Raw genomic sequence first — 13,185 nt, forward strand, 5'->3', positions numbered from 1 at the left:
CGTTTTTTCTCTTTAAAACATTATCCCTGCCTTAATATATTTTGAAACATTTCTGGCTTACGTTGTTCAAAGCTCTCTATTAATTCTTTTCCAAATATCGTTATACTCTCCTCCCACGGATGCCCTAAATAGCCCGACTTAAAGTCCTTCTGAATAAAGAAATAATAATCTCCATTTGGAAAAATCGGGATTGTCCACTCATCAAATTCATTTCTATCAAACTTTAAATGTGGATTTACCCAGTAACATTCATGTTGCCAATCAAGTGCCATTATATATTCATTCGATATCGTATTCTCTTTAAAAACTAGTAATGCTTTTTCTTCCAGGTCGTCATATACATCTAAATCTACCGACTCTCTGAAGTAATGAGAAATATCATATGTTATAAAGGGACTTGGCACCTTAAATGATGGGAATGTAGAATCACTTGGCGAAAACTCAAAATCACTATATACCCTATCCCATATTTGGTCGTACTCTTTGTCTGTAAACTCCATCCAATTTTTTATTAAACAACTGCCTTCCCCTATAATTTCAAAGGATTTTCACTCGATACTCCCGAATATATAAATAACCATTCTCGCAAGGAGCTAATTTATATGAATCTATTCGAACACGAAACATAAAACCGTTCCACTTTAATAAGAGGTCCTCCCTTTTTCTTTTCTTACTATATCATTTATTAACGAAATAGGAGGACAACAATATGAAACGTGATCCATTATTTTCAGCACTATTAGAAAGTGCAAAGACTAACTTTAGCGGCTGGGATTTCTCTTTCATTTCAGAAACTGGCCGTATGAATAGCGAGCCCCTATCATGGTCATACGGTAGCACTGCTTTCCAGCTTATGCAACGTGCAAAATCAATGCTAGATATGGGGACTGGTGGTGGAGAGTTTTTATCTATGTTACAACCGTTCCCGTCAACTATTTATGCGACTGAGGGCTATGCTCCGAATGTCCCAATTGCACGAAAGAAATTAGAACCTTTAGGAGTTATAGTCGTAGAAGTGACTGATGATACTGCTTTACCATTTCAAGATGGTCAGTTTGATTTAATTGTGAATCAACATGAATCCTATTCTACTTCTGAAGTGAAAAGAAGTCTTTCCATCAATGGAACATTTCTTACACAACAAGTCGGTGGTCTTGATTGTGCGGAACTGAATGAGCAGTTTGGCACACCGCTGAATAGCGAATTTTCAAGTTGGTCACTCGAAACGGCATGTAGTGAATTAGAACAAAATGGATTTACTATTTTAGAAGCGAAAGAAGAATTCCCTCTTCAGCGTTTTTATGATGTCGGTGCTGTTGTCTATTACTTGCAAGCAATTCCGTGGCAAATTCCTGATTTTACAGTAGAAAGCTATAACGAGGAATTATATCGCATACATGAGATCATCTTGCAAAAAGGATATTTCGATGTGAAGCAACACCGCTTTATTATTAAAGCAAATTATGAAGAGTAAAATTTGAATTAGCATTCCTTGTAAAAAGCCAAATTCCCATAAAGAATTTGGCTTTCTCTTCGTATTTTAACGTTTCTTCTCTTATTGAGAAACGAGATATTTTTCATATCGTTTTTTCGTATTATCTTCTATCAAAAGTGTAGTTTTGTAATCAATAATATTCCGATTATCATATATGAATATATGCTCTAAATTGTTGTCCTCTTTTAATAATATCGGTAAATATCTTTGCAAATTGCTAACTACACCTCTATTATCACCATCTAATATCCAATCAATTGACTTCCATTCTAATATACCTTCATCAGTGCTTACTGGCGTATCAATATGTACTTCATCTCGTAAATCAGCAAAAAATACATACATTCCCTCACTATCCTGAGGTTCGTCTTTATCTTTAAAAATAACATTCCCTTTATACGTTGCACTATGAAGCTCTATACCCGTTTCCTCAAAGGTTTCTCTAATGACTCCTTCGTATGGCGTTTCATACTCTTCTATTTTCCCTCCGACACCATTCCACATTCCCATTGTCGGCTTCTTGTTTCTATTTAGTAAAAGTATTCTATCTCCTTTTCTAATGAAGCAAATTGTGTACTTATACATACGATTATTTCCTTTCATTTACATCTTCTTTTGTAAGCAATTCATTTTCCACATGTGTTATTTGGCTTATTTTCACGTGAAAACACTCGCCTTATAATCCCTTACCACATAATATATAGTACAACTTTCATACGTAAACTCTTTACGTATGAAAGAATCCTTTTTAGAAAGGAGAATTCAAAATCGATAACATTAGTAGCGAATTTCTAAAACAATATTACGACAGCAACGTTTGGTTACATGGTACACACTGGTTCGGGGTTCCAATCTGCAAACTTCCTTCTGATCTCTTTTTGTATCAAGAAATATTATACGAATTAAAGCCTGATTTAATTATTGAATGCGGAACTTTTTACGGTGGTAGTGCACTGTTTTTAGCTTCTATGTTAGATTTAATTGGAAAAGGTCACGTACTTACTATCGATATAACTCCGCAACCAAATCGGCCATCCCATAATCGAATTACGTATTTAACAGCTTCATCTGTTTCTGTACAGGCCGTCCAATCAATATTAAGTATGCGCAAACCTGATGATGTGATTTTAGTTATTTTAGATTCTGATCATAGTAAAGAACATGTATCGAAAGAACTCTTACTTTATAAATCTATTGTAACCACTGGCAGTTACATTATTGTAGAAGATACAAGTATTAACGGGAATCCTCTCCTTCCTGATTGGGGACCTGGCCCAATGGAAGCTGTGGAAGAGTTTTTAACTAAAAATAGCAATTTCATAATCGATGAATCTAAACATAAGTTTTTCATATCATTTAATCCAAAAGGTTTTTTAAAGAAGATAAAGTGAAACTTTAATCAGTGGGGGAGTTTTGTCCATCCCCCACTGATTATTAGCCTTCACCAATCGGGCTTTTACGGGCAGTTGATCTCCCACCTAACTTCTTTGCCCCAGCTGAATTTTAAAGTGGGAGTCTTACTGCCCGTTAATGCGGGATAAAGTGAAACTTTAATAAGTGGGGTTTTGTGAATCCCCACTTATTTTATGATTTTCATTTTCGAAAAAGGATAGTACACAAATTCCACTTTTCCTATTATATTATCTTCTTCAATATATCCTAAACCATTTCGACTATCCTTACTTTGTTCACGATTGTCTCCCATTACAAATAACTTATTTGGCGGAATCTTTGTCTTTTGAAAATTATAAAACACTTGTGTATTGTTATATAAATCTTTATTTATATAAGGTTCATCTTGCTTTTTGTCATTTACGTATACAGTTCCATTCGTTATGTTAATTACGTCACCAGGAAGCCCTATTACACGTTTCACATAATATTTCGACTCATCCTCTTCCTTAATAATGACGATTTCTCCGTGCTGTAAGCTAGAAAAATGTACCGCAGCTTTATTTACAAATACGTAGTCTTCTTCATGTAAAGTTGGCTGCATTGATTTTCCTTCCACTTTACATAAAGTGAAAGACTGGTACGTTACTACTAGGACAAATATAAATAGTATGTACTTTCCCCAACCTCTCTTATTCTCCTCTTTCATATCCATTCCCACCTTATCAAAACACTTTTTAACTCAAAAATATATCACTGCACCTGTTCATTTGCGCAGTGATATACTACAATTTGAATTTTTTACTGTGCCTTACTCGGCTATTGTGTTACTGGGACTGGACTTACACCCGATCTCTGCGTTTTCAAATCAAAATATGCATCCAAAACCTCTTTACCAATTGCAGAATTAATACCTGATTTATCATTATTTACCCATGGCACAACAACAGAAAAAGCAACTTCCGGATCAGCATCGTATGGCGCATAACCGGCGAGAGTTAAATTATAACATTTTTTTCGATAGTTGTTTTCATCTCTTCCAATATCACTTTCTCCACCGTACACTGTCTCTGCTGTTCCTGTTTTCCCAGCTGGTTTATAAGGTAATCCTTTAAAAGTTCCAGCACCGGTCCCATCTACCTCTTGGAAAACTCTTCTAAAGCCTTCTTTCACATGATTTATATATGAAAGATCCATATCCACTCGATTTAACACGACTGGTTCCATCGATTGCATAACTTTTCCGACTTCCTCTGGTCTATTCGGTTGCTCTCTAATTTCTTGTACAATTTGTGGTTTCATTCGGTAACCACCATTTGCAATCGTTGACATATATTGCGCAAGCTGAAGCGGCGTATATGTATCATATTGTCCAATGGCATAGTCAAGTAAAAAACCAGGTATATTATCTGTTCTACCCATTTGACCAATCGATTCATTTGGAAGGTCAATACCGGTTGGTACACCTAAACCAAATTGTCTAAAGTAATAGCGCATTTTATTGAATGTTTCTTGCCTAATATCTAACGGATTGTTTGGTACATAATCAATCCCCGCAATCTTTAACGCCGTATTAAACATGTAGACATTGGATGAAACTTGCAATGCTCTTAAATCATCAATATCTCCAAAGTCTTTCCACGATTTCTTCGGCTTCGAACTTCCTTTAAAGTACATTGGTGCATCAAAGAAATGCGTATATGGCTTAATAGCTTCTGTTTGATATCCCGCTAATACCGTAGCTCCTTTCACCGTTGATCCTAACTCGTAAGAACTTATCATCGTTCCTAAAGCGTAGTCTTCTATTTGCATCCCGCCATCTTTATTTACAATTTTCTTTCCTGCTAATGATAGAATTTGACCATTTTTCGGATTCATCATAACGACGAATGCACGATCCATCATCGGTTCAGAAGAATGAAATGCCCTTAAATTCCTTTCAAGACTTTCCTCCACCTTTTTCTGTAAATCCATATCAACTGTTAACATTAAATTATTTCCACTTTTTCCTTTTGTCACTTTTTCAGTCCGAATAATATTTCCAGCTTTATCCGTAATATTTTTAGACTGTTCTTTCGTTCCATGTAACACATCTTCGTATTGTTTTTCGATGTAACTCTTACCAATACGATCATTTCGGTTATAATCTCGCACTAAATAATAGTCTAATTGCTCCCTTGGTAATCCCTCATTCTCAGTAGAAACACTACCAAGTACAGAACGTAGTATTTTGTCATTTGGATATTCGCGCTCCCAATCCACAGTCGTATCTACGCCTGGCAAGCTCGATAATCCTTCACTCACTACTGCATATTCATTTTGACTTACATCTTTTTTGACGATTTGTGGCGTCATTTTATATCCCGCATTCATTTTGCTTTTAATTGCTAGTACTTCTATATCCTCTTTCGAAAGCTCGTTTAATTCTTCTTGTGTAATTCTTTCTCGTCTCAACTCTTCTACTTTCTTATCTAAGTCTTTCCCTTCTATTTCCTGTTTCCTAAATTTACTCTCATCTTCTTTCGTTACTTTTGTTGCTGCACGTTTTTCATTTAACTGCATCCAAAAATCTTTTTTATCTGTCTCTGTTAACTTGTCCATATCTTCTTGCGGCATTTCAATTAGCTTTGCTAAATTTCTTGCCACTATTAAAACCTCTTTTGAGTCCACTCCTTTCATCTTCGTATATGTAACAGTTCGTAACGGTTTATTATTTACAATAACTTTCCCTTCCCGGTCAAACATCTTCCCTCTCGGAACTGGAGTACTCACCGTTACATCTTCCTTTTTATTCACTTCATTTCGATACGTTTCTCCGTCGATGATTTGTACTTTACCTAATTGAATAATAATAGCTGAAAATAAAAGAAAAACGATAAAAAATAGTACATTTAACCGAAATGGAATATGAGTCTTTTTCTTTTTCGACTGTTTCTGTTTCTCCTTTTTCTGTCTCATTTTGCTCCCTCGCTTCATTCTATTAACATTTCTGTGCATGAACCATTATGTAGTGAACTACCCACCACTTAGTATCTCTTACGAGCTTACTTGAAGTGGGGGCTTCTCGGTTCATCGTTACTTTTGATAGCTAACGAATTTGTCTTAGGACAGCCGAGCTAACTCCCTTGTTCCAAAGGTTATTTCTTACGACTTATATCAACGCTAATAATCGTATGGCTTCCTTTTTGATATTGATAGCTGCGTTATAGTCACGATTTATTGTTAGTCCACATGAACACTCATACGTCCGTTCAGATAATGACATTTCTTTTTTGTTTCCGCAATTACTACACATCTTTGTAGAAGGAAACCATTTATCTATTTTTACAAGCTGTTTTCCTTGTTCTTGTAGCTTATATGCTAAAAATGTCGTGAACATCCCCCAACCGTTATCAAGGGCACTTTTACCAAAGCGAAGGGCACGCGACATTCCTTTCATATGTAAGTCTTCTATTGCTACAACGTCAAAATTCGTAGCCAATTCTTTAGACTTATGATGAAGGAAATTCTTACGCTGATTAGCGACCTTTTCATACAACTCCGCTACACGGATCCGTTGTTTATTCCAACGCTCTGAATCTTTCACACGTCTTGCTAATACACGTTGTGCCTTTGCTAATCTGCCTAGCATCTGACGATAAAAGCGAGGATAATTGGCTTTCTCATCTTCGCTACTCACATACAATTCAGCCATTGCGAAGTCTAATCCAACTACACTTTCTACTTCTTTTTGAACAATTTCCTTTTCATATTCAGTCAAAACAGACACATAATACTTACCGGTTGGTGTCATCGAAATCGTGCATGATTTAATGATATGGTTTTGCGGTATCTCTCTATGTTGCTTCAGTCGCACTAATTTCAGTTTCGGTAATTTAATATAACCATGAAACAACATAATATTTCCGTTTACTCGATTCGTTGTATAGGATTTTCTACTCTTTCTACTTTTGAATGTAGGAAAATCACTTTGACCACTAAAAAAATTCTTATAAGCAGTTTGCAAGTTTAGTTGAGCGTTGGCCAGTGCTAACGAATCAACTTCTTTCAACCATTCATACTCTGCTTTATATTTCGCAGGAGTAGGGAATTTTTGTTTCTTTAGTTCTTCCTTGTTCTCTTTGTACGTTTCGTATACTTCTTTCCGTTCAGCCAGCATTTTATTATACACAAAGCGTACACATCCGAACGTTTTACGTATCAGATTTGCTTGTTCTTCTGTTGGATACAGACGAAATTTGTACGCCTTATTATGCTTTGTCATATCAGTTTATCTCACCTTTCGCCTTCATTTTCCATAAGCCATGACGGTGATCACACAACCTGAACACTACACGATTATTATTTACTTTCATTGTTATACCAAATTTCGCCTCTTATAAAACTGATTATATCAGAGCCGAAATAAAGGGAAACTTTAATCAGTGGGGGTTCCATCCCCATTGATTATTAGCCTTCACCAATCGGGCTTTTATGGGCAGTTGTCCCACCTAAATTCCTCGCATTCGCCGAATTTTGAGGTGGGAGTCTTACTGCCCGTTAATGCGGGATAAATAGGAAAACCATTTTTTTGGCTACACCAAACCGCAATTCATCTCCCACCTACCGCTTTGCTATCGTCCTTCACACGCTTGAGGAAGGAGACTTCTTTCGGATAACACGTTAAATTTATTTATATGCTATATATAGAATTTTATATTAATTACAAAAGAAATAAAAGATTTAATTTTCAGTTTTTGATTTTATCATCCTATTTATTACCATTCCCCTTATACGCAATAACATGAATATAATTCATACAAAAAAACTGAGGTGGACATCATTCACCTCAGTTTCTTTACGAAAACAAAAACTTATTTAATCGAAGATAACCCTTTGGCAAATTCACCAATCTTATTTTGAAAAACAAAATCAAAATTGTATTCTTGCCCTGTTAACTCTTCATTTACTAAAATTGTTGTTGCGCCTATTTCTCTCTTTGCGATTTCTGGGAATGAAGCGACAGGCTGTACTTTGAGTGACGTTCCCATTACGAGAAGTACATCTGTTTCATATAAACGTTTTATTGCATTTTGATATTGAGGCAGTGTATCTCCGTATAAAACAACATCTGGGTTTAGAATGAAATTACACTTCCCGCAACGCGGTACTTCATGATCAATCATATATTGTAAATCATATCCCGTTTTACACTTCGGACAATGTGCAGTTTGAAGTGTTCCATGTAAATCAATTACATGTTTACTACCACCTACTTGATGCAAACCATCAATATTTTGCGTTAAAATCGTTATGTCTTTCCCTTGTTCTTCTAGCTCCGCTAAAAAGCGATGCCCAAGATTTGGTTTATATTGATGAAACGTATTAATTTGAAAGATTTCTTTATAATGCTTCCAAAACTCTTTCGGATTTCTATTGTAATAGCCTCTCGACAAATACATCTCTACATTCGCATCAGCATATAATCCATTTGCTGAACGAAAATCAGGGATTCCACTTTCTGTGCTTGCACCAGCACCTGTTAACACTGTAATTTTCTTTGCTTTTTCTAATATCGAACGTACTTCCTCATATTGCACAAAAATCACCTCTATGTATATTCCTATACTTATTATACCAGTTGTTTACAGTAGGTGTTGTACAATTCATTTTACTTACTTCATTGCATGAATTAACCCCCAACTTTTTTGGGTGTAATTAAAGTTTCAAAGATAACTACTGTTCAATTAAGTCAACAATATACGTAGCATTCTTAGTAGCTAAAGCACTCTCACAATCAATTCTGGGTTGTTTAGAGGTAGATTCAGTGAAAGGTGTGTCTAATGAGCAAATGACGATTTTTCAATTCATTTAGAAAGCAGCCAGAAGGCTGCTTTTCTTCATCGATGGGCTTAGATAGTTATGGACTACTGGGAGCCTCTTAAGTTATACTTGTATAATATAAAAAATTAACAAGGGGTAATATTAACATTATGAAAGAAAAAAACGAACTTGTTCAAAGTATTCCTCAAACAGGATTTTTTGGGCATCCAAAAGGATTATTCTCTTTATTCTTCACTGAGTTTTGGGAAAGGTTTTCTCATTACGGAATGAGAGCTATTTTACTGTATTATATGTACTATTCAGTCGCAAAAGGTGGATTAGGAATTGAACAATCTACCGCAACCTCGATAATGGCAATTTACGGTTCCTTACTGTTCATGTCTAGTATTATCGGTGGATGGATATCGGATCGTTTATTTGGTCCAAGTAAAACCGTATTCTTTGGTGGCGTTTTAATTATGATTGGCCACCTTATTTTAGCTTTACCGGGTAGTAAAAGTGCGTTATTTATCTCTATGGTCTTCTTAGTTCTAGGAACAGGGTTGTTAAAGCCTAACATATCGAACATCGTAGGAAGTTTATACAGTGAAACAGATGCGCGTCGTGACTCAGGGTTCAGTATATTCTACATGGGTATTAACTTAGGTGCCTTACTTGCACCTTTAGTTGTCGGAACATTAGGTCAGCAATATAATTTCCACCTTGGTTTTGGAGTTGCGGCAATTGGTATGGCAATTGGGTTAGGGGTATTTGTTGGAACAAAACAGAAAAACCTTGGTCTAGTCGGTACGCAAGTACCTAATCCATTATCAGATTCGGAAAGAAAAAAGACTATTAAGTATTTCAGTGTTGGTCTAGTTGTATTAACATTGCTAGGTGTGGTTACAATTCCAACTGGGTTGTTAACTATAAATCGTTTTACATTCCTGATTAGTATCTTAGGGATTGTTATTCCAACCTATTATTTCATTTATATGTATCGTAGTCCTAAAACAACAAAAGTAGAGCAATCTCGTCTTCTTGCGTATATACCACTCTTTATTGCAGCTACAATATTTTGGTCTATACAAGAACAAGGTGCTATTATCTTAGCGACATACGCGGATCAACGAACTCAATTACAGTTCAATGGAATTACATTGCATTCCGCTTGGTTCCAATCATTAAGTCCAATCTTTATCGTAACGCTTGCCCCGATTTTTGCATGGGTTTGGATAAAGTTAGGCAAGAAGCAGCCTTCAACGGCAAAAAAATTCGCTATTGGATTGCTATTTGCAGGTTTATCATTCTTAGTTATGATTATTCCGGCTTTAATCAACGGTACTCACTCTTTAGTGAATCCTATGTGGTTAGTCCTTAGCTTCTTTTTAATTGTAATTGGAGAAGTTTGTTTATCTCCTTCAGGGTTATCAATAACGACGAAGCTGGCTCCAGCTGCTTTCTCTTCGCAAACCATGAGCTTATGGTTCTTATCAACTGCGTCTGCGCAAGCAATAAATGCCCAAGTTGTTAAACTGTATAATCCTGCAACAGAAGCAATTTACTTTGGTATTATTGGTGCTATCTCCATTTTAGTTAGCATCCTGCTGTTTACATTATCATCAAAAATCCAAAATTTCATGAAGGGACTTCAATAACGGTCTCTTATTGAAATGAACAAATACAAGTTTCTATGTGAAGAGTAGCCAAACGGGTTACTCTTTTTTGTAAAAGTTAGATAAATATTGCATTCTTACCGTACTTATATTTAAATTTATCAGTTTTGAAAAATCATAGTACAATTAACAATTCTGATGATTATCTCTTACCCAGTTATACTTTACTAATGGAAAAAATTCACTCTGTTTGTTTTACATAAAAATGGTGTGATATTTTTATCACACCATTTTAAAATCATTACTTTGTATGTCTTTGAGTTTATCAGCACTTAACTTTTTATCCATTCATATAGACGAAAATTCTACATCATTAAGAAACTATTTAAAAAGTTCCCTTTTATTTGGAACAATTCCATATTTGTTAGAATACTCCCATTGCAACCTTTCCCTTTATATTCTATACTGCATCTTCAATTACAAAATACAAACACACAAAGAGGGCTGCATCAGCCCTCTTTAATCTACTATTATTTAATGCGTCGTACCCCCAATTTCCACAATATCCACCTCAACTTCCATCGCTACCTCAATTGCCAATTCTATACCTTTACTAATAGTAGAAAGTGACATACTCGGTTGACCTGGATAGTTGCTCGCTTGCTCTGGTAAGAACGGAATATGAATAAATCCGCCTTTTATTTTCTTATCATGTTTTTCTAGTTCGTGCATGAGACCATAGAATAAATGATTACAAACGAATGTACCTGCAGTTTGTGAAACAGATGACGGTATACCTTCTTCGCGAAGTTTTTTCACGATTGCTTTCATCGGAAGTGTAGACCAATACGCAATAGGGCCTTCTTCTACAACCGGCATATCCACCGGCTGATTCCCTTCATTATCAGCAATTCTTGCATCATCAATATTAATTGCTACACGCTCTATCGTAATATCTGGTCTGCCCCCAGCTTGTCCAATACATATAATCATTTCAGGCGACAACTCTTCTATATACTCTTTTAATACGCTTATTGATTTATGAAATACGGTTGGAACTTGTTTACTAATAATCTTGTACTCTCCGATTGTTTTTTCATGTAAACTTTTTGCGACTTCCCAAGCCGGGTTGATGCTTTCTCCTCCAAACGGATCAAATCCTGTTACTAATACTGTTTTCATAGTTTTATCCTCCTAATTAGAAACGATATACAAGACCGTACATGATAAACATATTTATAATGAAAATGGAAAGAGCAATTGGTACTTGTGCCTTAATAACAGCATTCTTATCTTTCAATTCTAAAAGCATTGCCGGAACGATATTAAAGTTTGCCGCCATTGGAGTAATCAATGTTCCGCAATATCCTGCAAACATACCTAGTGCTGCCATAATTGCTGGGTTTCCTCCGTGCATTTGCACAATTAAAGGTAAGCCGATTCCACCAGTGATTACTGCAAACGCTGCGAATGCATTCCCCATTACGACTGTAAATAGCATCATTCCTAAACAATATGCCATAACAGCAACGAATGGATACTCTGTCGGTAACACTTGTCCGACTAAATCAGAAACAACTTGTCCAACGCCAGACTTCGCGAAAATACCGCCAAGTGCCGCTAACATTTGTGGTAAAATAACTGCCCAACCAACAGCTTGTAATAACCTACTTCCTTCTTGAACAGGCGTTGTTATTTTGGATTTCGTAATACGCATCGCCGCAATGAATGCGAGTAATGCTCCTAACGCTAATGCAACTAATGTCACTTTATCTGGATCAACAAGTGCGACATTTCCCCATTTGATTTTCCCTAACGTTAACGTACCGATTATCGTAAAAATAGGAATTAATAGTGCAGGCATGAAAATTTTATTCTTTAATTTCTCAGCATGTTTCACACGTTCTTGCACTGGTACTTCTTTCTCCTCGGATTTTGTTACTTTATTTAATGAAGCCAAAACAACCATAACAAGCACAATACAGCCAACATAAAACGAAGGGATTACATTTCCGAATAAAAATGTAACTGCAAACAATGCCCAAAATAAACTAGAACCGAATCGGTTTGGATGCTCACGATCAAATGCAATACGAACAGCGATAAATGCAACGATTATACCTAATACATAATAAATTATATCCATTGTTATGATGTTCATCTTATATAGCCTCCTTCTCTTGTTTTTCTTCTGCTTTCATTGTTTTCTCTATATACTTATCAAACCTTCTAAACCTGATCCAGCTCACAATAAGGGCAGATATCGCAGTTGGAATTCCCCAAAGCGCCATATCCCATACACCGACATGCATACCTACTGAATCGAAGAATCCTTTCATTAATAAAATGGCTCCAGTTGCGATGAAAATATCTTCTCCGAAAAACCAAGCTGTATTTTCCGCAGCTGCTGCATTTGCTTTAATCTTTTCTCTCAATTTTTCAGGGAGTTTACCGTATTTACCTTGCGCAGCCCCTTCTGCCATCGGCGCAACAAGCGGTCTTACCGTTTGCGCATGACCACCAATATTTAGTCCAAGTGCTGCTGATGATTCTCTTATCGTAAAATATGACATTAATACTCTTCCAGTTGTTGCTCCTTTTGATTTCGTTATAAGTGCTTCCGCTCTTTCTTTTAAACCATAACGCTCTAAAATTCCGATTACCGGTAAAGTTAATATGATTGGCATAGACATATATCTGTTTTCTATGAAAAATTTACCGAACATGCTAATTACATCATAAAAACTTAAGCCTGAAACCATACCAGTAACAATACCCGCAACCATAACTACTAACAGTGTATTTAGCCTAAATAAAAACCCAACCGCAACAAGTAAAATCCCAATTAATTTCACCAATTTTAACACTTCCTCTCATTTT

The 13,185-nt window shown here is 35.9% G+C and carries 12 protein-coding genes; 3 read left to right on the top strand and 9 right to left on the bottom strand.

Translation table 11 applies throughout. The features are described from left to right. Window positions 1-20: 20 nt before the first annotated feature. Entirely contained in the window at window positions 21-512 is a 492-nt protein-coding gene (locus MR066_RS02785; protein ID WP_242246093.1) for a DUF2716 domain-containing protein, read from the bottom strand. Between the two features lie 197 nt (window positions 513-709). On the opposite strand from MR066_RS02785, the gene MR066_RS02790 reads away from it, so the two are divergent. Next, a complete protein-coding gene (locus MR066_RS02790) occupies window positions 710-1,474 on the top strand; it encodes a class I SAM-dependent methyltransferase (RefSeq protein WP_242245911.1) in 765 nt (254 codons plus the stop codon). Between the two features lie 81 nt (window positions 1,475-1,555). Here MR066_RS02790 and MR066_RS02795 read toward each other — a convergent pair whose 3' ends face one another. Next, the gene (locus MR066_RS02795) at window positions 1,556-2,080 is read right to left on the bottom strand and encodes an NUDIX hydrolase (RefSeq protein ID WP_242245912.1); all 525 of its coding nucleotides are present in this window, start codon (window positions 2,078-2,080) and stop codon (window positions 1,556-1,558) included. 182 nt (window positions 2,081-2,262) lie between these two features. Between MR066_RS02795 and MR066_RS02800 the strand changes: the two genes are divergently transcribed. Further along, window positions 2,263-2,886 carry a cephalosporin hydroxylase family protein gene (locus MR066_RS02800; RefSeq protein ID WP_078178857.1) on the top strand — a complete coding sequence of 208 codons (624 nt, stop codon included), beginning with the start codon at window positions 2,263-2,265 and terminating at the stop codon, window positions 2,884-2,886. Between the two features lie 188 nt (window positions 2,887-3,074). Here the strand turns inward: MR066_RS02800 and lepB are convergent, their stop codons facing one another. From lepB to MR066_RS02820, 4 genes are all read right to left on the bottom strand, one after another. Beyond that, window positions 3,075-3,596 (bottom strand): signal peptidase I, encoded by a 522-nt coding sequence (gene lepB / locus MR066_RS02805; protein WP_002142345.1) that lies wholly within the window; start codon window positions 3,594-3,596, stop codon window positions 3,075-3,077. A gap of 110 nt (window positions 3,597-3,706) precedes the next feature. Beyond that, window positions 3,707-5,863: a peptidoglycan D,D-transpeptidase FtsI family protein gene (locus tag MR066_RS02810; RefSeq protein ID WP_176280910.1), complete on the bottom strand. Its 2,157-nt coding sequence runs from the start codon at window positions 5,861-5,863 to the stop codon at window positions 3,707-3,709. 175 nt (window positions 5,864-6,038) lie between these two features. Next, window positions 6,039-7,151 carry a transposase gene (locus tag MR066_RS02815; protein ID WP_242245914.1) on the bottom strand — a complete coding sequence of 371 codons (1,113 nt, stop codon included), beginning with the start codon at window positions 7,149-7,151 and terminating at the stop codon, window positions 6,039-6,041. A gap of 589 nt (window positions 7,152-7,740) precedes the next feature. After that, window positions 7,741-8,466, bottom strand: coding sequence for an NAD-dependent protein deacylase (locus tag MR066_RS02820; protein ID WP_133059819.1), 726 nt, complete (start codon window positions 8,464-8,466; stop codon window positions 7,741-7,743). A gap of 393 nt (window positions 8,467-8,859) precedes the next feature. Here MR066_RS02820 and MR066_RS02825 point away from each other — a divergent pair, with 393 nt between their 5' ends. Next, window positions 8,860-10,347 (top strand): peptide MFS transporter, encoded by a 1,488-nt coding sequence (locus MR066_RS02825; protein WP_016101120.1) that lies wholly within the window; start codon window positions 8,860-8,862, stop codon window positions 10,345-10,347. A 492-nt stretch (window positions 10,348-10,839) separates the two neighbouring features. Here the strand turns inward: MR066_RS02825 and pcp are convergent, their stop codons facing one another. Genes pcp through MR066_RS02840 form a run of 3 tightly spaced genes read right to left on the bottom strand, consistent with a single transcriptional unit; the run spans window position 10,840 to window position 13,163 of the window. Next, on the bottom strand, window positions 10,840-11,487 hold the full coding sequence (pcp, locus tag MR066_RS02830; protein ID WP_242245915.1) for a pyroglutamyl-peptidase I: 648 nt from the start codon (window positions 11,485-11,487) through the stop codon (window positions 10,840-10,842). 16 nt (window positions 11,488-11,503) lie between these two features. Next, a complete protein-coding gene (locus MR066_RS02835) occupies window positions 11,504-12,466 on the bottom strand; it encodes a DUF979 domain-containing protein (RefSeq protein WP_242245918.1) in 963 nt (320 codons plus the stop codon). A 1-nt stretch (window position 12,467) separates the two neighbouring features. After that, complete coding sequence (locus tag MR066_RS02840) at window positions 12,468-13,163, bottom strand: DUF969 domain-containing protein (protein WP_002142352.1); 696 nt, start codon at window positions 13,161-13,163, stop codon at window positions 12,468-12,470. Window positions 13,164-13,185: the final 22 nt, after the last annotated feature.

The organism is Bacillus cereus group sp. BfR-BA-01523, from assembly GCF_022662615.1.
Classification (GTDB): Bacteria; Bacillota; Bacilli; order Bacillales; family Bacillaceae_G; genus Bacillus_A; species Bacillus_A mycoides.

Excerpts from the sequence above, each read along its gene's own strand:
- MR066_RS02790 (WP_242245911.1), top strand. The coding sequence starts at position 710 with ATGAAACGTGATCCATTATTTTCAGCACTATTAGAAAGTGCAAAGACT.
- MR066_RS02795 (WP_242245912.1), bottom strand. The coding sequence starts at position 2,080 with ATGTATAAGTACACAATTTGCTTCATTAGAAAAGGAGATAGAATACTT.
- lepB (WP_002142345.1), bottom strand. The coding sequence starts at position 3,596 with ATGAAAGAGGAGAATAAGAGAGGTTGGGGAAAGTACATACTATTTATA.
- MR066_RS02810 (WP_176280910.1), bottom strand. The coding sequence starts at position 5,863 with ATGAAGCGAGGGAGCAAAATGAGACAGAAAAAGGAGAAACAGAAACAG.
- MR066_RS02815 (WP_242245914.1), bottom strand. The coding sequence starts at position 7,151 with ATGACAAAGCATAATAAGGCGTACAAATTTCGTCTGTATCCAACAGAA.
- MR066_RS02825 (WP_016101120.1), top strand. The coding sequence starts at position 8,860 with ATGAAAGAAAAAAACGAACTTGTTCAAAGTATTCCTCAAACAGGATTT.
- pcp (WP_242245915.1), bottom strand. The coding sequence starts at position 11,487 with ATGAAAACAGTATTAGTAACAGGATTTGATCCGTTTGGAGGAGAAAGC.
- MR066_RS02835 (WP_242245918.1), bottom strand. The coding sequence starts at position 12,466 with ATGAACATCATAACAATGGATATAATTTATTATGTATTAGGTATAATC.